Annotated in this window: 12 protein-coding genes; 8 read left to right on the top strand and 4 right to left on the bottom strand. The window is 39.2% G+C overall.

What is annotated here, in order from left to right:
* Positions 1 to 55 precede the first annotated feature (55 nt).
* Both QWZ01_RS05990 and QWZ01_RS05985 read left to right on the top strand, forming a co-directional pair.
* The gene (locus QWZ01_RS05990) at positions 56 to 1,564 is read left to right on the top strand and encodes a TSUP family transporter (RefSeq protein ID WP_290322377.1); all 1,509 of its coding nucleotides are present in this window, start codon (positions 56 to 58) and stop codon (positions 1,562 to 1,564) included.
* A gap of 1 nt (position 1,565) precedes the next feature.
* Entirely contained in the window at positions 1,566 to 2,276 is a 711-nt protein-coding gene (locus tag QWZ01_RS05985) for a phosphoadenylyl-sulfate reductase (RefSeq protein WP_290322376.1), read from the top strand.
* Positions 2,277 to 2,415: 139 nt separating this feature from the next.
* Here QWZ01_RS05985 and QWZ01_RS05980 read toward each other — a convergent pair whose 3' ends face one another.
* Positions 2,416 to 5,373 (bottom strand): TonB-dependent receptor, encoded by a 2,958-nt coding sequence (locus QWZ01_RS05980; RefSeq protein ID WP_290322375.1) that lies wholly within the window; start codon positions 5,371 to 5,373, stop codon positions 2,416 to 2,418.
* Positions 5,374 to 5,944: 571 nt separating this feature from the next.
* On the opposite strand from QWZ01_RS05980, the gene proB reads away from it, so the two are divergent.
* From proB to QWZ01_RS05950, 6 genes are all read left to right on the top strand, one after another.
* Positions 5,945 to 7,024, top strand: a complete 1,080-nt coding sequence (gene proB / locus QWZ01_RS05975; protein WP_290322374.1) for a glutamate 5-kinase — start codon at positions 5,945 to 5,947, stop codon at positions 7,022 to 7,024.
* A gap of 6 nt (positions 7,025 to 7,030) precedes the next feature.
* The gene (locus QWZ01_RS05970; protein WP_290322373.1) at positions 7,031 to 8,278 is read left to right on the top strand and encodes a glutamate-5-semialdehyde dehydrogenase; all 1,248 of its coding nucleotides are present in this window, start codon (positions 7,031 to 7,033) and stop codon (positions 8,276 to 8,278) included.
* Positions 8,279 to 8,954: 676 nt separating this feature from the next.
* A complete protein-coding gene (mnmA, locus tag QWZ01_RS05965; protein ID WP_290322372.1) occupies positions 8,955 to 10,043 on the top strand; it encodes a tRNA 2-thiouridine(34) synthase MnmA in 1,089 nt (362 codons plus the stop codon).
* 191 nt (positions 10,044 to 10,234) lie between these two features.
* On the top strand, positions 10,235 to 12,625 hold the full coding sequence (gene topA, locus QWZ01_RS05960; protein ID WP_290322371.1) for a type I DNA topoisomerase: 2,391 nt from the start codon (positions 10,235 to 10,237) through the stop codon (positions 12,623 to 12,625).
* Positions 12,626 to 12,691: 66 nt separating this feature from the next.
* Complete coding sequence (locus tag QWZ01_RS05955; protein ID WP_290322370.1) at positions 12,692 to 13,096, top strand: hypothetical protein; 405 nt, start codon at positions 12,692 to 12,694, stop codon at positions 13,094 to 13,096.
* 80 nt (positions 13,097 to 13,176) lie between these two features.
* On the top strand, positions 13,177 to 18,774 hold the full coding sequence (locus tag QWZ01_RS05950; protein ID WP_290322368.1) for an alpha-2-macroglobulin family protein: 5,598 nt from the start codon (positions 13,177 to 13,179) through the stop codon (positions 18,772 to 18,774).
* A gap of 73 nt (positions 18,775 to 18,847) precedes the next feature.
* Here QWZ01_RS05950 and QWZ01_RS05945 read toward each other — a convergent pair whose 3' ends face one another.
* The 3 genes from QWZ01_RS05945 to QWZ01_RS05935 form a co-directional block, all read right to left on the bottom strand.
* Complete coding sequence (locus tag QWZ01_RS05945; RefSeq protein ID WP_290322366.1) at positions 18,848 to 19,450, bottom strand: porin family protein; 603 nt, start codon at positions 19,448 to 19,450, stop codon at positions 18,848 to 18,850.
* Between the two features lie 189 nt (positions 19,451 to 19,639).
* A complete protein-coding gene (locus tag QWZ01_RS05940; protein ID WP_290322365.1) occupies positions 19,640 to 21,052 on the bottom strand; it encodes a TolC family protein in 1,413 nt (470 codons plus the stop codon).
* 40 nt (positions 21,053 to 21,092) lie between these two features.
* Positions 21,093 to 21,770: an ABC transporter ATP-binding protein gene (locus QWZ01_RS05935; protein WP_290322364.1), complete on the bottom strand. Its 678-nt coding sequence runs from the start codon at positions 21,768 to 21,770 to the stop codon at positions 21,093 to 21,095.
* Positions 21,771 to 21,905 lie beyond the last annotated feature (135 nt).

Here is a 21,905-nt window from a genome sequence, read left to right as displayed (position 1 = left end):
AAATTGTTCAGAGAAATAATATTGCTGCACAATTTGAGCTTATCAAGATTTTTTTATGACATTATTGCCCAAGGATAGCAGTTTAACTAACATTCAGCATAAAGAAAACGGAGGCAATCAGTTGTTTCCTGTATTTTTGAAACTGAACAACTTGCATACTGTGCTTATTGGCGGTGGTAATGTAGGTTTAGAAAAACTTTCAGCAATTTTAAATAACAGTAACGAAGCAAAGGTAACTGCTATATCCCGCGATTTTTTGCCGGAGATACATGAATTGGCAGCTCTTCATGATGGCTTAACCATTGTTCAGAAATCATTTACAGACGACGATCTGAACAATGCCGAAGTAGTTATAGCTGCAACTAACGATAGTGACCTGAATATTTATATACGCCAGGCAGCGCATGATCGCAAACTGCTCATTAACGTTGCTGACAAACCCGAGCTATGCGATTTTTACCTCGCATCTATAGTTCAAAAGGGTGATCTAAAACTGGCTATATCTACCAACGGAAAATCACCAACCATAGCTAAGCGTTTAAAAGAAGTTTTGAGCGATGGGCTTCCTGATGAACTTGATATTACGTTGCAACAAATGAGTGAATTAAGAAACACATTAAACGGCGACTTTACCGATAAAGTAAAAAAGCTTAACAGTGTAACTTCGGTATTGGTTGAACCCAAATTAACGATAAACAAAAACTTTATCTGGCTAATATGGTCAACAATTATTATTTCAATTGTCGTAGTTGTTACTGCTCTTTATTTAAAAGAGCCGGGATTTAAAAGTTTTGTAACCGGTATAGATCCTATCTTTTATTACTTTTTAGGTGCCGGCTTTGTATTTGCCATGATTGATGGTGCCATCGGCATGTCATACGGGGTTACTTCTACAACTTTTTCGCTGTCAATGGGTATCCCGCCTGCATCAGCCAGTATGGGTGTGCACCTTTCAGAAATAATGAGTTGTGGTATAGCTGGTTGGATGCATTACCGGATGGGTAACATCAACTGGAAGTTATTTAAGCTATTGGTAGTCCCAGGAATTGTTGGCGCTGTAACCGGCGCTTACCTGTTATCTTCATTAGAACATTACAGTCAATATACCAAACCAGTAGTATCGTTATATACGTTAATATTAGGTATAGTTATATTAAGAAAAGCATTTAAGATCAAGCGTAAAAAATCGGCCGATAAGGTAAAACGAATTTCACTGCTTGGCTTAGGCGGTGGTTTTATTGACGCTGTAGGCGGAGGCGGTTGGGGTTCAATCGTACTATCAACATTAATAGCCGGTGGGCGTAGTCCACGATTTTCATTAGGTACTGTAAAGTTGTCGCGTTTTTTTGTTGCCATTATGGGTTCTATAACCTTTATCACTATGGTAAGCAGTGACCATTGGCAGGCAGTAGCGGGTTTAATATTGGGTAGCGCGTTGGCCGCACCTATAGCGGCCCGCATTTCCAATAAAATATCAACAAAAACAATTATGGTTTCAGTTGCGATAATCGTTATACTGGTAAGCCTAAAATCTATAATTGCCTTTATTACAAAGGTTTTTTAAAATGAGCGAAGTAGTTAAACATATAAAAGACATAACAGCGGGTGTTGGGCCTGTAGAAGCATTAACAGAACTGGCAGAGTTGTTTCCTGGCGAGATTGTATTTTCAACAAGTTTTGGCTGGGAAGATCAAGTTATCAGCCATATGATATTTGCAAATAAACTGCCTATAAAAGTTTTCACGCTGGAAACAGGCAGGCTTTTCCGCGAGACCTACTCTGTATGGAGCAGCACCATGGACAGGTATAAGCAGCCTATACATGCCTACTTCCCGAATCAGGATCTGGTGGCTGATATGGTGAATAAAAAAGGTCCTAATAGCTTTTATGAATCAGTTGAGAATCGTAAGGAGTGTTGTGGAATCCGCAAGATAGAGCCTTTAAAAAGAGCTTTAAAAGGCAATAAGGTATGGATAACCGGTATCCGTGCAGATCAGTCTATTAACAGGCATGATATGGAAAACGTGGAATGGGACGAACAAAACCAACTGGTAAAGTTCCATCCTATTTTTAACTGGACATTAGATGAGGTTAAGGCTTACGTTAAGCAGTATAACATCCCCTACAATTCACTGCATGACCAAGGCTTTCCAAGTATTGGCTGTGCTCCCTGCACCCGTGCTGTTGCGGAAGGCGAAGATTTCAGGGCCGGTCGTTGGTGGTGGGAAGACCAATCTAAAAAAGAGTGTGGATTACATGAAATAAAACAGCACTAAAAAACTTAAATCATACAAACAAAGCCGGTTAATTAACTTTAACCGGCTTTGTCATTTTAATAAACATTACTCCAACAAAAAAGCGAATGAGCATCGTGCTCATTCGCTTAAAAAACTATATAAAACGTATTAAAAAGTGCTATTGAGGTTTTTGGTTACTCAATAAACCATCCAGAGTAACTGAAACATAATATAAGCCGCCAAGAGTTGGGCCACCTGCATATTGAATGTAGCGTTTATTGAATATGTTACTTGCACCTAATTTGAAGGTAGCATAGTATTGTGGCACCCGGTAAGTTACCTGTGCATCAACAGTGCCTATAGCCGGTACAGTACCTGTAACTAAAGGACTTTCCCATAAAAATGACTCCTGCCATTTATACACAACGTTAAAGCCAAGGTTTTTAGCTACTTCGCGGTTACCGAATGATACGTTACCTGACCACTCCGGAGTATTAAAGCCTGTTACAAATATATCAGAAGCCGATTGAGCTTTTAACTTGTTAAAGCTTACGTTGCCCGATACGGTATATCTTTTATAAAAATTGTAACTGATACCTGCTGAGGAACCATAGTTATTATAAATGTTTTTGGCATTGGTGTAAACACGGTATCTGCTTTGTCCCTGGCTTGCGGCATTGGTAGCGGTACCTGTTGTTGGGTCGCGGTTAATATCAAGCATTGATAATACAGCAGCATCGGTACCAACTGTTGCACCATTTGGCACAAACACCTGCACTTGACCTAAAAAGCCATTATAGCGGTTGGCATAAGCATCTATATCAATAAATACTTTGTTATCGGCAACTATGCCTTTATAACCAACTTCGTATGAGGTTATTTGTTCAGGCCTTGCTGGTGGCAAATCGGCTACTTTAAGTAGGTTTCTGTTAGCAAGGGCGGTAGCATCGGTACCACTTGCCGCGCCAGGAGCAGCGTTTACGGCAGCATTAAAATTAGCTACAGATGTTTGGGTATAGCTGTTTCCAAGGTATCCCAACCCATCGTTGATGAAGGGCAGACTTCCTACGCGTTTAACACGGCCGTTATTTACATATGATAAAGCTTCAAACAATGAAGGGAAGCGGTAACCATTCTGGAAAGTAAATCTGAAATTATGATTTTCATTAATAGAATACACCGCAGCTAAACGTGGTGTAAATTTAGGATCAAAATAAGGATTGTAATCCCATCTAACAGAACCAAACAACTTTAACTTGTTATCAAAAAAGGTTTTGGTAACCTGGGTGAATGCTCCGTACTTTTTATAGATCACATTATTACCGAAACTGCCGTTCTCTAATGGTGTATTCCTGTCGGCAATTGGGCGGCTAAAATCAACAAAGTTATTACCATCAGGAATTATAGAGTAAACCCTTACATCACCACCAACTAACAGATCAACAACTTTAACCCTGTCAGACAGGTCCCATTGAGCTTCAGCGTTATACATATGGCTCTTTTGTACCAAAGCGGCACCACCTGTAACAGGCGCATTAGGTATAAGGCTTGATTTAATATCCCAGTTGTTAATACCTATTATAGTTTTACGCAGATCGTTAAAAGCAGGGGTTCCGGGCTCTACCCTTCCTTTATCAGCGGCAGCCCGAGCATATTGCTCTGCTGCTGCCAGGTTGGCTGATGTTAACGCCCCGCCTGGGTATGATTTAAGAGCATTTCCAAACAAAGTACCCCATGCTGAGTTACTTGCATGGTTCAGATCAAGGTTATCGGCTAATGGTTTAACATTAAATGAATTACCTGTATTTTCGATAGATTCATAGGCTCTGACTAAAAACTCCTTACCTTTTAATTCTACTTTATGGTTTTGAACTGTAGCACCATCTAAAGAAATTTTGTTACCACGTTGAAAAACACCATCCATCCTACCGTAACGATAGGTATAAGATAATATAGTGTTTGGTGTTATTTTATATGATAAAGTACCATCCAGTTTCAGGTTAGTTACGTGCGGATCAACCAGGTCAACCTCATTATAACCTGTACGGGCCACGGTAAGGTTTGGCCTGGCCACACCATCTACAACTATTCCCTTCACAACCACTGTATTGCTACCGGCAAGAGCATCGTCACCATATTTGTTCCAGCCGTCATAAGCCGCGTTGCTTATTCCTGTTAATTCAGGGTAAGCCGGATTAGCAGTTTTTAAATTACCGGGGTTTTGATCTTTTTGAGTATTTGATTGCCAGTCGGTTCCCTGCAGATAACTGAAGTTAACTTTAAAGGCAAATTTATCATTGAAAGCTTTGGCATATCTTAGGGCATCTTCTGTAAGAGAGCTTGCACCCAGGGCATCATTACCAACATGGTTAACCGCTTGCCGGTGGTAAAAACTCAAGCCTTGGTATTTAAAAGGATCTTTTGTAAAAAGATTTGATAAACCATTAATAGCATTTGTACCATATAATGCTGCTGCAGCACCCGGGGTAATTTCAATGCTGGCAATATCAAGCTCTGTTGGGCCAATGGCATTACCAAGCGGCACCCCCAAAGTGGCCGATTGCATATCCACACCATCAACCAACTGCATAAACCTAAAGTTGTTTGGGCTGTTGAAACCACGGGTATTAGGTACTTTAAGCGTTATACTGGTTGTAGTCATTTGTACGCCTTTAACATTTTCAAGCGCATCATAGAAACTTGGGCCAGGCGATTGTTTTAACGCGTTGATGCTTAGTTTTTCAATAGCTACGGGCGAACGTAAAAGCTTTTCTTCCTTACGGGATGCGGTAACTACTACTTCATTTATGAGTAATGATTGAGATGTAAGCTGGATGTTTAAAGCGCTATTGGCATTTTTAATAAAAAACTCTTGCGGCTGAAATCCGACTGCCGTAAAAACCAGTGTATAAGGCAATTTAGCACTTGTAGTTAACGAGAATTTACCGGTGCTATCAGTGGCTGCCTTGTTTGTAGTTCCTTTTATGGTAACTGTGGTGCCAACTAAAGGCTGGCCATGATCGTCATTTACTTTTCCGCTTAAAATGTATGAGCCATTAAGTTGGGCATAGCTGATTGCCGGAATAAGCGTAAGAAAAAGTACAATGAATTTTAATGAATTTGTAAAAATCTTCATGAAGTAAGGTTGGTGGTGGTAATATTAAATGAGTTGATTAAATGTTTTTGATAGATGTAGGATCAAAACATCAACAACAGGCAGTGGACAGCCGCATAACAAAGGTGTAAAGTATAGCCATTTTAAAATAATGATATAAATTCTATAGAATTAGTAGACAAAAATATAAAAAAAAATATTCCCTGCAATCATTTTTCATTTTTTTAAACTTAAATGTAACTAAGTGAGAAATTAATAATGAAAGCTTTACATTGATAAGACTTTTGTAGAAACAAAAGAACAAAAGCCAAACAACTGAATACCAAATAGATAAGTTATATGATCTATAAAAAAATCAACTTTTGAACAAAAAACACTACGAAAATTATATTTAAAGACAAAAAAAGTTAAAAACACTGCTCTTTTAGTAAAAAAAATCTTATATCGGTAGTTATAAAATATATTTTGATCTGTTTTTATCCAAAATGATTTAAAAATAACAAAAAATGAAATTTTTACTTTAAAATCAATTTAAATCTATGCTTAATAGACGGTTTTTTTTGTAATATTGAGTTTTTAATTTCATACTTAAATGTCCTTCAATTATCAACGCGTTATTATAAAAATTGGATCGAACGTTTTCACTCAAGAAAATGGCCTGCCCAATCTTCAACGTATTGAGCATTTGGTTGGGCAAATCGCAGCTATAAAAAAACAAGGTAAAGAAGTCATCTTAGTTTCTTCAGGAGCGGTGGCATCTGGCCGAAGCCTCATCACCATCTCCGAAAAATATGATGCCATTGCTGCCCGTCAGCTTCTGGCCTCTATTGGTCAGGTTAAATTGATCAATACCTACTCAAACCTTTTTGAGCGTTTTGACATGTTGTGCTCGCAGGTATTAGTTACCAAAGAAGATTTCAGGGATAGAATGCACTACCTGAATATGAAGAACTGCCTTGAGCTTTTGCTGCAACACCAGGTAATACCCGTTGTTAATGAAAATGATGTGGTATCGGTAACTGAACTAATGTTTACAGATAACGATGAGCTGGCCGGGCTTATAGCTTCCATGCTGAATGCTCAGGCGCTTATAGTTTTAACCAATGTAGATGGTATTTATAACGGAGATCCGAAAGCTCCGGGTTCAACTGTAATTGAAGAAGTAAGCGGATCAGTTGTTGATTTTGCTGAGTTTGTTTCATCAGGCCGTTCACAGTTTGGCCGTGGTGGCATGATCACCAAATCTACCATGTCGCAAAAAACCGCTCAACTTGGCATTGCTGTACATATAGCCAACGGAACACGTGATAATATCCTGACCGATGTATTGGAAAATAAGGTTGTCCACACCCGTTTTGTACCTAATAAAATAGCATCCGGTAAAAAGAAGTGGATAGCACACTCAGAAAAATCAGCTACAGGTGTTGTGCAGGTTAACAATGGTGCTAAAGCAGCTCTTATATCAAACAAAGCCACGAGTTTGCTTCCGGTAGGCATTATGCAAATAATAGCCGACTTTAAAAAAGGTGATATTATAAAGCTAATTGACGAAAATAATAAACCGGTTGGTTTAGGTATTGCAGAATACGGGGCTGATAAAGCCAAAGAAAGAGTTGGGCAAAAAAAGCAGAAGCCCCTGGTACATTATGATTATCTTTATTTACAGGGTTAACATCATATGAATTACGATATTTATTTCCAAAATGCAATTGATGCAGGCAGAAAACCAACCCTCGCCCCTGCTTTAATAAATCAGGTGTTACTGGATGTAACTGAAGCAGCAATTGACCAGATAGATTATTTGCTGACCGAAAACCAGAAAGATCTTGATCGCATGGATCCTGCTGATCCTAAATATGACAGGTTGAAGCTTACCCCAACCAGAATTGAATCAATCGCGGCCGATATGGTCAATGTTGCAGGCCTTGATAGTCCGTTGGGAAAACAGCTATCAGAAACTAATATGCCTAACGGCTTATCCATAACTAAGATTAGTGTGCCATTGGGTGTTGTAGGTGTTATTTACGAGGCCCGGCCCAATGTAACTTTTGATGTATTTGCTCTGTGTTTTAAAACAGGGAATATCAGCATTTTAAAAGGTGGCAGTGATGCCGATTTTTCAAATCAGGCCATTATTTCGGTTATACATAAAGTATTGCTCAAACATAACCTGGATACCCGAATTGTAACACTTTTGCCAGCTGAAAGAGAAGCTACATCTGCCTTGCTAAATGCTGTAGGCTATGTGGATGTATTAATTCCACGTGGAAGCCAGTCATTAATAAACTTTGTGCGCGAAAACAGTAAAGTACCTGTGATAGAAACGGGTGCAGGTATTGTCCATACTTATTTTGATGAATCAGGTGATTTAGAAAAAGGTGCTCAGATCATCGAGAATGCCAAAACACGACGGGTTAGTGTTTGTAATGCGCTCGATTGCTTAATTATACACTCCGCCCGTATCAATGATTTGCCACAACTTACACATATCTTAAAAGAAAAGCAGGTAGAATTATTTGCCGACGAAACCTCTTATGCGGCTTTAAAAAGTACCTACCCGAATCAGTTATTGCATAAAGCAGAACCTCAACATTTTGGTACCGAGTTTTTATCCATGAAAATGGCTATTAAAACCGTTGATAATTTTAAACAGGCTCTTGAACACATAGCCATAAACAGTTCTAAACACAGTGAGGCTATTATATCAGAAAATGCTGACCATATAGCTACATTTTTAAATGATGTAGATGCTGCAGCGGTTTATGCAAATGTTTCAACAGCTTTTACTGATGGTGCACAATTTGGCTTAGGTGCTGAGATTGGTATAAGCACTCAAAAACTTCATGCCCGCGGCCCAATGGGCCTTAACGAACTTACCAGCTATAAATGGATAGTGAAAGGTAACGGACAAACACGCACTCCATAACAACAAACCTATATTATGCCACAAAAAAAGGTGCTTGAAAAAGCACCTTAAATTTCCTCTCATTGGCTTGGGTTAGACTTCTTATTTGATCACGTAATTTGCTATTGCAACAAAACAAATAATCACTAAAATCACTCCTTGAAGTTTTTGCTCTAATGTTAACTGGTTGATCATTTTAAATTAATTAGGGTATAGCAAATTTAAATTGTAATCTCAATGTTACAATAGCGTCACACACTTTTGCATTTATTTTAACAAAAAACACACGTAGTTTTTACAATGGCAATTGCACAATTATTATTTAAAAGATTGGCAAAAAAAACCTTTTTATATTGAAATTAGTGTTGTTTCTACACGTCTTGAAAAATGGAATTTATTAACCTTTATTAAAGATTTGGATGCATTTTTCTTCAAAAATCATATTTCGGTTATAAAACATTAACAAACATTTTAATCAAATAATAAATAGGAATCGTTCCAATTTTGATTGTTTAATTGATCTTATCGAAACTAATTGATAAGCACTCAAACTTTATATAAATTATGTAAGTAACTGAAAATAAAATCAAATTAACCATTGGTTAATACCTAAATCACCACAGTATAACTTCATTTTACCCTCTGCTGACCCAATAACGTGTTAACATAAAAATCAAAAAAGTATCTTTGCAGCATTATGAGTAAGCATGGCAGGATTTTAGTAGCAATGAGTGGTGGCGTTGATAGTTCGGTAGCAGCAGTTATGCTGCATGAGCAGGGCTATGAAGTTATTGGCCTTACTATGAAAACCTGGGACTATGCCTCATCTGGCGGCAGTTCAAAAGAAACTGGTTGTTGCAGCTTGGATAGTATTAATGATGCCCGTGCTTTAGCTGTAGGTTATGGCTTCCCTCATTATATATTAGATATCCGGAATGAGTTTGGCGATTTTGTGATCGATAACTTTGTTGACGAATATCTGGCAGGCCGCACCCCTAACCCATGCGTTTTGTGTAACACCCATATTAAATGGGATGCGCTTTTAAAACGTGCCGATAAGCTTGATTGTGAATTTATAGCTACAGGGCATTATGCCAACATCCGTTTGCAGGATAATGGTCGCTATGTAATATCAAAAGGTAAAGACGAAAATAAGGATCAGTCATATGTACTTTGGGGTGTATCGCAGCAAAACCTGGCACGCACTAAGTTTCCTTTAGGTAGTTTCTCAAAACCCGAAATCAGGCAGATGGCTTTAGATATGGGCCAGGTTGAACTTGCGGGTAAAAGCGAAAGCTATGAAATATGCTTCGTACCAGATAACGATTACAGAGCCTTTTTAAGACACAAAGTTGGCGATCTGGAAGAACGTGTTGCCGGTGGCAATTTTGTACTCGCTGATGGCACTGTAGTGGGCAAACATCAAGGATACCCCTTCTATACAATAGGCCAGCGTAAAGGTTTAGGTATAGCATTAGGGCAGCCAATGTTTGTTACCAATATTAATCCCGATACCAATACCGTTGTTTTAGGCACAGCTGATGAATTAGAACGTAAGCAGGCCTGGGTTAAAAACCTCAACCTGGTTAAATACGCTAATATAAATGAACCCATCGAAGCTATAACCAAAATACGCTACAAAGATGCGGGTACACAAAGCACCATTCTACAAATGGGTGAACACATGAAAGTTGACTTTCATCATTCTGTATCCGGTATCGCACCAGGCCAATCGGCCGTTTTTTATGAAGGCAATGATCTGCTGGGTGGTGGTTTCTTGATGTAATTAGAATCAATGCGTAGATAGTTTTGTCTTTAATACTTGTATTAAGGACAATTAAGCTTTGCGATCCTATTTTTGCGGCAAAGACTTGTCGGGCTTTTTAGCCTGTATACTTGAGAACATTGCAAGCTTTTCCGAAAACAAATTTGTGTTTCCCTTTCTTTATGTTTTATTTGCAAAAAATAACTGCTTAAATGGCCAAAAATTTACTGATTGTTGAATCTCCGGCGAAAGCCAAGACCATAGAAGGATACCTTGGTAAAGAATTTACTGTTAAGTCGAGCTACGGCCATATCCGTGATCTGGTAAAATCAGAAGATGCAATTGACACTGCAAATAACTTCTCTCAAAAATATGAAGTTCCGGCAGATAAAAAGCAGGTAGTAAGCGAATTAAAGAAGTTAGCTAAAGAAGCAGAAATGGTTTGGCTGGCATCGGACGAGGACCGTGAGGGTGAGGCCATATCCTGGCATTTGTATGAAACGCTTGGATTAAAAGATGCCACAACAAAACGTATTGTTTTTCACGAAATCACCAAGCCTGCTATATTGCGGGCCATTGATACTCCACGTAAAATAGATTATAACCTTGTTAATGCACAACAGGCTCGCCGCGTGCTTGACAGATTGGTGGGTTTTGAACTTTCCCCTGTTTTATGGAAAAAAGTAAAGCCATCCCTTTCTGCTGGGCGTGTACAATCTGTAGCCGTAAGGTTAATTGTTGACCGCGAACGTGAAGTAAATAAATTTAAGTCGGAAGCTGCGTTTAAAATAGTAGCCATATTCGGTAAAGGTAAAGACGCGTTTAAGGCGGAGCTGGCCGAGCGTTTCAGCCAGCAGGAAGATGCTGAAAAGTTTTTAAATGATTGCCTTGGTGCCGATTTTGATATAAGATCCTTAGAAACAAAACCTGCCAAGCGTTCACCTGCCGCTCCATTTACCACATCTACTTTACAGCAGGAAGCCAGCAGAAAATTAGGATATTCAGTAGCACGTACCATGCAGGTAGCGCAAAGACTGTATGAATCCGGTTATATAACCTACATGCGTACCGATTCGGTAAACTTATCGGAAACAGCATTGGATGCAGCTCAAAAGGAGATTGTATCTGCGTATGGCGACAAATATCATCAACTCAGAAAATACAAAACCAAAAATGCAAGTGCACAAGAAGCGCACGAAGCTATAAGGCCAACCTATTTTAACAACCATACTATTGATGGAGAATCGGCAGAAAAACGTTTGTATGAACTGATATGGAAACGTGCCATAGCTTCACAAATGAGCGAAGCTCAGTTTGAGAAAACCACTGCAAAGATCAGTATATCAACCCGTAAAGAGGAATTGACTGCTAACGGCGAGGTGATGAAGTTCGACGGTTTCCTGAAAGTATACCTTGAATCTGAAGATGAAGAAGATGATACGCCACAGGATGGTGAAAATGCTATGCTGCCGCCTTTAACGAGAGGTCAGCGTTTGGCGTTACAAGAAATGTCGGCAACTGAACGCTTCTCTCGCCCACCTGCAAGATATACGGAGGCAAGCCTGGTTAAAAAACTTGAAGAATTGGGTATAGGTCGTCCGTCAACTTACGCTCCTACCATATCAACCATTCAAAACCGTGGTTACGTGGTTAAAGAAGAGCGTGAAGGAAAGGTTCGTGCTTTTAGAGTATTAACCTTAAAAGGCGACTCTATCGTAAAAGAAAATAAAACGGAAAATACTGGTGCCGAACGTGGTAAATTATTCCCTACAGATATTGGTGCCGTTGTAAACGATTTCCTGGTTCAGTATTTTAAAGATATTGTTGATTTTAATTTTACTGCCAGCGTTGAAAAACAATTTGACGAAATAGCCCAGGGCTTAAAAGAATGGACAGACATGCTCCATGATTTTTATAACCCCTTTCATAAAGAGGTACAAGACACCATTGAAACTGCCGATAAGGCTACCGGTGAGCGTGAATTGGGCACTCATCCGGAAAGTGGTAAAAAAATATCGGTACGTATAGGTCGTTATGGCCCGTTTGTGCAGGTTGGTGAGAGTACAACTGAAGAAAACAAAGACGAAAAACCACTTTATGCGAGTTTGCGTAATGGTCAAAGTATTGAAACCATCAGTCTGGAAGAAGCTCTTGAATTATTCAAACTTCCTAAAGTTGTTGGCGAATATGAGGGTAAGGTTATGAAGGTGGCTATTGGTCGTTTTGGCCCTTATATTAGCCATAATAGTGCATTTGTTTCCTTGCCAAAAGAAATTGACCCTTTGGATGTTACTGAAGAACAGGCCATCGAATTAATTGAAGCTAAACGTAAAAAGGATGCCGAAAAACTGATCAAAGCTTTTGACGAAGACCCCGATGTAAAAGTATTGAACGGCCGCTGGGGGCCTTATATTGAATTTGGCAAACTAAACGTAAAAATACCAAAAGACAAAGATCCTCTAACCTTAACATATGAGGAATGTAAAGCCTTGGCCGATGCTATGCCTAAAGATGCTAAAAAAGGCAGATTTGGTAAGGCTGCAGCTGCAAAGCCTGCTGCTAAAAAAGCTCCTGCCAAAAAGGCTACGGCAAAGAAAAAATAATTTTGTGGTGAGTTTTGAGTAACAAGTTTTTGAACTCAAAGCTTACCGCTCAAAACCATTTTAAAAATGATAAAGGATCTGCCAGAAAATAACGTAAAGGATATTGCAATTGCAGTAGCGTTGGAGAGCGAAAGTATTGAAAGTAAAATCTGGTATGTATATCTCATAAATCTTAAGAATGAGCCTATTGAAAACGTGCTTGTAACTTCAAAAGGATATGGCGAAAAAGATGGTGTACAAGTAAAAACATCTACCCTGAGGCATATGTTCCCGGAAGTTGCTGGGCAGTCATATAAACTTATTGAACCTATTGATGAACAAACATTTGGGCTCAATAACGAATATTGGCTCAGTTATTATATAGGTAAAAATATCTACGATAAAAAATTCATTTTCCTACCTGAAAGTATTGTTGAAATGAATTTCATTAAACTTCCTGTTTTAAACAAACCGGGAGTTATGATTCTGTGATATAATAAAATAAGTTTTCCGTTTAATTATTTATTATCATAAATTTTTTAATTTAACATGATCTTAAATAAACCTATTTCATGGAGAACGGATATACCAGATTCCGCAGACGCAAGAGTATAATCACTATTTGTGCATCCCTATTATTGATCTTACTGATCATTTATATTATTGCTAACGGCAATAAAAAAACTACAGTCGACCCTGCCTTTAGTAAATATATTGAATCATACACTACCGGGGTTATATCAAAAGAAAGCGTAATCCGTATTCGTTTAGCCAGCCAGGTACAGATTACCCATCAGCAAAACGAGCAATTAAGCGATGATCTTTTTGATCTCTCGCCCAATGTTAAGGGGAAAGCTTATTGGGTTGACACCCGTACTATCGAATTTCGGCCTTCTGCAAAACTCGATCCCGGGAAAAACTACACTGCCGATTTCAATTTGGGGCAGCTGATCAATGTTCCTGATAAATTTGAACATTTTAAATTTGATTTTCAGGTTGTAAAGCCTAACCTTAACGTAAATTTCAGTGGTTTAACTGCAGCAACCAACACCTCCCTCACCGAAATGAAACTGGAAGGTGATATTCAAACTGCCGACACCGAAGACCCTGCTTTTATTGAAAAACTACTCATGGTAACCTATGAGTATCCTGTCAAAATAAATTGGGAGCATAATAGCAGTGCCAAAACGCACCGATTTAAAATAACCGGCTTAAAAAGGCAACAGGGTAAATCTACACCCCTTTCAGTTAGCTGGGATGGCAGCGGATTAAATGTAGATAGAAAAGGTAACCAGCATTATGATATACCAGCAATTGGTGATTTTAAAGTATTGGATATTCGTGCAATACAGGAAAATGACCAATATGTGTTGGTACAGTTTTCAGATCCTATCATGATAGGTCAGGAACTTAATGGTTTGATAGGCATAAACAATATAGCCGATGCAGCATATACCATTGACGGAAGTACCGTAAAGGTTTACGCTCCTGAACGATTACAAGGAGATTACAGCGTGTCTGTAAACGAAGGTGTAGAAAATATATCGCATAAAAAAATCACAAAAACATACACGGCCAACGTGTTTTTTGAGAATCGGCTTCCTAATGTTACCATACCGGGCAAAGGTGTGATCCTTCCCGACTCGGGTAAGTTGATGATGCCGTTTGAGGCTGTGAACTTAAATGCCGTTGACGTAAGCATTATTAAAATATATGAGAACAATGTACCTCAATATTTTCAGAATAACGGTTTTGACGGCGGGCAGGAACTGCGTCAGGTTGGTAAACCTGTAGTTCAAAAAACAATCAGGCTTGATAATGATAAAGGATTAAACCTGAAAAAGAAAAACCGTTTCATGCTTGATCTTGACCAAATGATACGCACAGAACCCGGCGCTATATACAGGGTAGTAATCGGTTTCCGAAAAGAATATTCGCTATATAATTGCAGCGTACCCGGATCAGGAACAAAAAGTGGTAGTGATGATGAAGAAGAATACGGAAGTGGGGATTATAGCGATAATAGTAAGGTAAGTGACGAGGATGATGATTTTTGGTCGAGATATGATAATTTCTACCCAGAGGGTTATAGCTGGCAGGATAGGAATAACGCTTGCACTCCATCATACTATACAAAACAACGCTGGGCCACACGTAACATTATAGCCTCTAACATTGGGCTGATTGCTAAACGAGGTAATGATAACAGCATGTTTGTAGCTGTAACTGATATTTTAACCGCGCAACCAATGCAGGGTGTGGAGCTTGAGCTTTTAGATTATCAGAAACAGGTGATCTATAAAACAACGTCCGGCAGTGATGGAATAGTGAAGTTTGACCTTAAACGAAAGCCTTACTTGCTGGTAGCTAAAAAAGATGCGCAAAGAGGTTATTTAAAGCTTGATGACGGAAGCTCGCTCCCACTCACTCGTTTTAATGTTGGCGGCGAGCAGATACAGAGCGGCCTTAAAGGTTTTATATATGGTGAACGTGGCGTTTGGCGCCCCGGCGACTCCATCTTTGTTTCATTTATATTGGAAGATAAATTAAAAACGCTTCCGCAAGATCATCCAGTTGAGTTTGAACTAACTGATCCTAATGGTAAGCTCTATAGGCGAATAACCAAAACAAAGGCGCTTGATGGTTTTTATAGTTTTCATACAGCTACAGAAATCTCGTCGCCTACAGGTAACTGGGGAGCTAAAGTAAAAGTTGGTGGCGCTGTGTTTGAAAAGAAAATCAAAGTTGAAACCATTATGCCTAACCGGATGAAATTAAACCTTTCATTCGGCGGCGCGGCTGAACTTACCAAAGGCAATAACGCGGATGGCAAGTTAAGTGCACAATGGCTTTTCGGCGGAGCGGCTCAAAACCTGAAAGCTAAGGTTGATGCGTTTCTATCCCCGCAAACCACCAGCTTTAAACAATATCCGGATTATGTTTTTGACAATCCTACACTCGCCTTTAATACTCAAACACAAACCGTTTTTGATGGTAAACTAAGTGCCGAAGGTACAGCAGCTATTAATGCAGATATCAACGTAGAGAAACAAGCCCCCGGACAGCTGCGCGCTAATTTTCTTGTTAAGGTTTTTGAACCAGGAGGTAACTTCAGTATTCAGCAAACTACCTTGCCTTACAACGTTTATACCGGGTATGTAGGCATTAAAACACCGGCCGGAAGTGATCTTTCTGGGATGTTGGTAACGGATAAAGACCATCAGATAGATATTGCTGATGTTGATGTTAATGGTAACGCCTTAGCTGGAACACGAAATGTACAGCTGGAACTTTACAAAGTACAATGGCGTTGGTGGTGGGATCAAACCGGTGATGAAACCAGCAATTTCACACAAGACAAGTATAACAAACTCATCAAAACCGAAAACATTCAGCTCAATAACGGTAAGAGTAAATGGACTCTGCGCATCCCCAAGGTTGACTGGGGCCGTTACCTGATCAAAGTTAAGGACGAACAAACTGGTCATTCAACCGGAAAGTTCATTTATGTTGACTGGCCTAATTGGTCGGAAAGATTACAGCAAAGCAACCCGACCGAAGCTGCTATGCTATCTTTTACATCAGACAAAACCAACTATAAAGTTGGGGAACAGGCTACACTTACAATCCCTACCGCAGCGGATGGCCGGGCGTTAATTAGTTTTGAAAACGGCAGTAAGGTTTTAAAAAACACCTGGATTGATACTAAAAAAGGGCAGACTCAATACCGTTTTACTGTTGATGAAACCATGGCACCAAATGTGTTTGTAAATGTAACCCTGCTGCAAAGGCACTCACAAACGGTTAATGACCTACCAATTCGCATGTATGGAGCTATACCATTACAGATAGATAATCCTGAAACAATCCTAAAACCGGTGATCAGCATGCCCGATAAGATCAGGCCAGAATCACAATCGGCCATTACTGTATCGGAAGCAACGGGCAAGGAAATGACCTATACTATAGCTATTGTTGACGAAGGCTTATTGGATATTACCAATTACAAAACACCAGATCCGCATGATGCGTTTTATGCACGTGAGGCCCTTGGCGTTAAAACCTGGGATCTGTTTGATTACGTAATAGGTGCCTTTGGCGGCGGACTGGAACGCATATTAAGCATTGGTGGTGACGGTAACCTTGGCACCAACAAAAATGTGTCTGTAAACCGTTTCAAGCCTGTTGTAAAATTCATGGGGCCATTCCATCTTAACAAAGGAGAAAAGCAAACCACAGCCTTTAAATTACCCCAGTACGTAGGATCGGTTAAGGCAATGGTAATTGCAGGGCACGATGGTAGCTATGGCTTTGCCGAAAAGGCTGTGGCCGTTAAAAAGCCATTGATGATACTGGCTACCCTGCCGCGTGTTCTTGGCCCATCTGAAAAAGTACAGTTACCTGTTACCGTATTTGCAATGGAGAACAACGTTAAAACAGTTACTGTATCTGTTCAATCAAACGCGTTTGACAATTTGAATGGTAATAATTCAAAGACACTCACTTTTGCGCAAACCGGCGATCAGTTAGTAACCTTTGATCTTAATGTAAAGGATTTTGTAGGCGTAGGAAAAGTAAAGATCATAGCAAAAAGTGGGTCGGAAACAGCAGCCTATGATGTAGAATTGAATGTCCGCAATCCTAATCCGCCGGTTACCCATGTTATGGAAAAGGAACTTAAACCTGGTGAGGTCTGGAGCACAGCATATCAACCTGTCGGCATTACTGGCACCAACAAAAACACTCTTGAAATAGCCAGTATTCCTCCCTTAAATTTGAGTAAGCGTCTTGATTATCTTATTGCTTACCCTCATGGTTGTGTTGAACAAACAACGTCTTCGGCATTCCCGCAATTATATTTAAATCAATTGCTTGATCTTTCACCATTGCAGAAGGCCGAAGCAGAACGAAATATTAAAGCCACTATCAGCAGATTAAATGGTTTTCAGGTGCAAGGCGGTGGCCTGAGTTACTGGCCAGATGGTGGCAATGCCGATGAATGGGGAACTAATTATGCCGGCCATTTTATGCTGGCAGCACAAGCCAAAGGTTACAGCATGCCTTTAGGTTTTATTGAACAATGGAAAAAGTTCCAAAAACAAAAGGCCCTGGTATGGGCACCAAATCCGCATACTTTTTATGGCGACGATTTGAACCAGGCATATCGCCTATACCTGTTGGCACTGGCACGTTCGCCCGAATTAGGTGCGATGAACCGGTTAAGGGAATTTAAATATTTAAGTATTGAAGCAAAATGGCGACTGGCAGCAGCATACAAGCTTGCCGGGCAGCCAGAAATGGGCTTGCAAATGATAGCTGGCCTCCCAACAACTATTAAACCTTATTATACCATGTACGGTACTTATGGTTCTGATCTGCGTGATGAGGCCATGATCTTAGAAACCCTTACATTGCTTGGTCAGCAGCAAAAAGCCGCAGGCCTATTGCGTACCGTAGCTGCAAGGTTATCGCAGGATAATTGGTATAGTACTCAAACCACGGCTTATTCGCTTATTGCTATAGCTCAATATTGCGGACAGAATAAAACCACGGATAAACTTACTTTTAACTACCAATCAGGAGCCACAAAAACAGATGTCAATTCAACATCATATATGTGGCAATCATCATTACCCGTTAATGGTGGTAAAGTGTTGATTAAAAATAATGGCAACAACAAACTGTATTTAAGATTAATACAACAAGGCCAGCCATCATCTGGCTTGGATGTTAAAACCTTTATTGATCCTCAGGTTATGGAAATGAGGGTTGGTTACTTTACCATGAATGGCAAGCCAATAGATCCAAGTTCATTAAAACAAGGAACTGATTTTGTAGCCCAGGTCAATATTAAAAATCCCGGAAGGCGCGGCAGATACGATAATTTGGCCCTTACTCAAATATTCCCGTCGGGCTGGGAAATATTAAACAGCAGGATGCTGAATAACGATGAAGTATTTAAATCATCTCCTTCAGATTATCGCGATATCCGTGACGATAGAGTAAATACTTATTTCAGTTTATACGAAGGTCATGAAGTTACTTATTATGTAATGCTGAATGCGGCTTATGCCGGACACTACTATTTACCTGCTGTTTACTGTGAGGCCATGTATAACAATTCAATCACCAGTACAATCAAAGGTCAATGGGTTGATGTGGTGAAGTAAGAATCCAGACAACGAACACAAAAAAAGACCTGCCATTTTTGACAGGTCTTTTTTATGGATAGGCTTTTAAAGCTTACAGAGAAAACAATTTGTAAGCCAAAGCAAGACTAAATACGCTTACACGGGTGTGTGAATTTCCGTCGCCATAAGGAATCTTGTTCAGGCCACCTTCATAACGCAGATCAATTGATAAGCTGCTGATGTCAATACCAGCACCTACCTGTACACCATAGTTGGCATCTTTATAGTTTAGCTGTGTCGCTTGGGCACCAGCCTGCGCTAAACTTTGATCTTTATTAACGGTAAATGAAAGTACCGGGCCACCATAAAAACGACCACCTAAACCTAAAGCGCCAATTTTACCGCCTAATAATAAAGGTACATCAATACTGGTAAACTTAGCTGTGTTTTCTGGTTCGCTTGGTGCGTTTATCTTCACGTTTTTACCGGTAACATAAAGCTCAGGCTGAAAATTAAAGCCCAAACCACCTACCCTTGCCCAAACACCTGCCAGATAACCTGCGCGATTGCTGTTGTTAAATACTCCGTTTGAAGGGAAAGATGTGTAGTTTAAGCCTCCCTTTACACCAAATGCAAAGCTTGGTATAACTTGTGCCGAAGCGATTCCGATAGTAAAGAGGAAAATACTTAGTGTTAAAATAATTGTTTTTTTCATATTCAGATTGTTGTTTTTAAGGTAAAAGCTGTGTTGATGTAGTCCATGAAAATACAAAGACCTACTAATTAGCAATATCCGGCTAATAATGTTTTATATATTTTTAATAAAACCTTATCAGCCGGATATCAAAGCCTAAATTGGGAATAAATGTATAAATTTTTTACACAACCTGTGTAATTATGAGTTCTAAAACGACAATCTGCCCATATAATAATCTAATACTTTATTGTAGATGTAGCAATCGTAACGAGCATTAATAAGATTAATGTTGGCCTTATCCAGGTTATTTTTTGCAACCACAAAATCAACAGAGGTTAATACACCTGCATTAAAACGTATTTCGGCAGTTCTGAATGATTCTGCATAAGCTTTAACCTGGTCAATTAAAACATTGTATCTGTTATATGCCGAGGTCATGTTTAAATAAGCTTGTTCCACACTTTGGCGTAAAACTATTTTGGTATTTTCTTCTATATATTTTGATTCCTGGTAATCGATTTTAGCCAGCTTTACCTTGTTATGATTTTGGAAATAGTTTAAAATTGGCACCCTTAAACTAACCCCAAATTGGGTACTATAGTTATTTTTAAACTGGTCATAATAACCAATGTTTTTGTTCACATAATTTGCCTGGGTGGCATAAACCGGTTGTTTACCAGCCGGAGTGTTTACATAATTGCCGGTGTTTACCGTAGATGAATCTGTAAACACAGAACTTTGAGCAGCACTTGAATAATTGGTAAATACTCCACCAAATAATGAAATTGATGGTGATAAAGCGCCTTTAGCAACCTTCACCCCTTTTTCGGCACTTTGGCGCCTTAACTCAGCTGCTTTAACATAAGCCAATTGTTCAAGGGCGGTGCTATATATCTGGTCGGCATTTTCGTTAGTTTGTTTGGCAACATCACGTACACTAACTGGTTCAAGTTTAAGATTGGGATTGTATGGGATGTTTAGAATCTGCATCAAACTTAATTTTGATGCTTCCAATGTATTCCTTGTATTTACCAAGTTAAGCTGATTATCACCATAGGTACCTTTTAAATCGTAAAGATCTGAAGGCAACTTGTTGGCACCGTCTTTTTCGAGTATCTCCAGACGTTCTACCTGTTTTTTAGATACATCAAGCTGGTTGTTAGCTTGAGTCAATAGCTCCGCATTATCTAAAACTAACAGATAGGCTGTGATCACATTAATTGTCACCTGATCTTTTGCCTGTTGAAAATCCATTTTACCGGCCTGGTAGGCTAATGAGGTTTGTTTTATGGCGTTCAGATTCTGTAAACCGCTAAACAAAGTTAAGTTGGCATTCAGGCTGTAATTACCAGAGGTGTAAGATTGAGTAACATAACTATTGGTGAAGGGGTTAACGCTACGCCCGCTATTGATACTATGATCAACCTGACCGTTTAATGACGGCAACATGTTTTCTTTGGCCTGAATATAACTAACACGAAGGCGTTGCATATCCAGATCACTTTGCCTTACTACCAGATTGTTTTTTATGGCAACATCAATGCATTGCCTTATAGTGGTTAAAGTATCTGTTTGCGTTGTGGTTTGAGCCTGCGTTTTTATTGCGGATAGCCCGATCAAACTAAAAAATATAAAATTAAAGTATCGCATTATGATATGATCAGAGTTGTTTTGAAGATTCGATTTTACCATCTAACAGATTTATGATGCGCGAACCATATTCCGCATTTTTTTCAGAATGGGTTACCTGTATAATAGTTACTCCATCTTCCTTATTAAGCTTCCGAAACAGTTCCATGATCTCCTCCCCCTGTTTTGAATTCAAGTTACCAGTTGGCTCATCGGCCAGTAAAAGTTTAGGTTTAGCTATCAGTGCACGTGCTATACCCACCAGCTGCTGTTGCCCACCCGATAATTGGGCCGGGAAAAGATCCTTCTTCCCAACAATACTGAAGCGATCAAGCATATCAGCTACCATGGCTTTGCGTTCGGTGCCTTTAAAATCCTGATAAATTAACGGGGTTTCAATATTTTCATAAACAGTAAGCTCATCTATGAGATGATAAGCCTGAAAAACGAAACCGATATACTGTTTATATAAGGCCGAGCGCTGCTTTTCTTTTAATTGATGTACAGCTTGACCGGCAAAATAATGATAACCTTCTGATGGCTCATCAAGCATTCCGATGATATTAAGTAACGATGATTTACCTGAACCAGAGGGCCCCATGATAGAAACAAATTCGCCTTCGTCTATTTCAAGGCTCAGATCATTCAATACAAAGTTTTTAAGTCCGCTTACCTGATAAAATTTAGAAATATGCTGGAGTGATAACATCTTTTAAATATTAGTTTATAAATAGTTTGATTAGTTGTTTAAAAATATTAATTCATTTCGGCCAATCAAGTATCAATAACATACCAAACTTTTAATTAACTAAAAATCAACACATTACATCATTAATATAATATA

The organism is Mucilaginibacter aquaedulcis (genome assembly GCF_030409325.1).
GTDB lineage: Bacteria > Bacteroidota > Bacteroidia > Sphingobacteriales > Sphingobacteriaceae > Mucilaginibacter > Mucilaginibacter aquaedulcis.
This window is presented reverse-complemented; position numbering and strand designations above follow the sequence as displayed.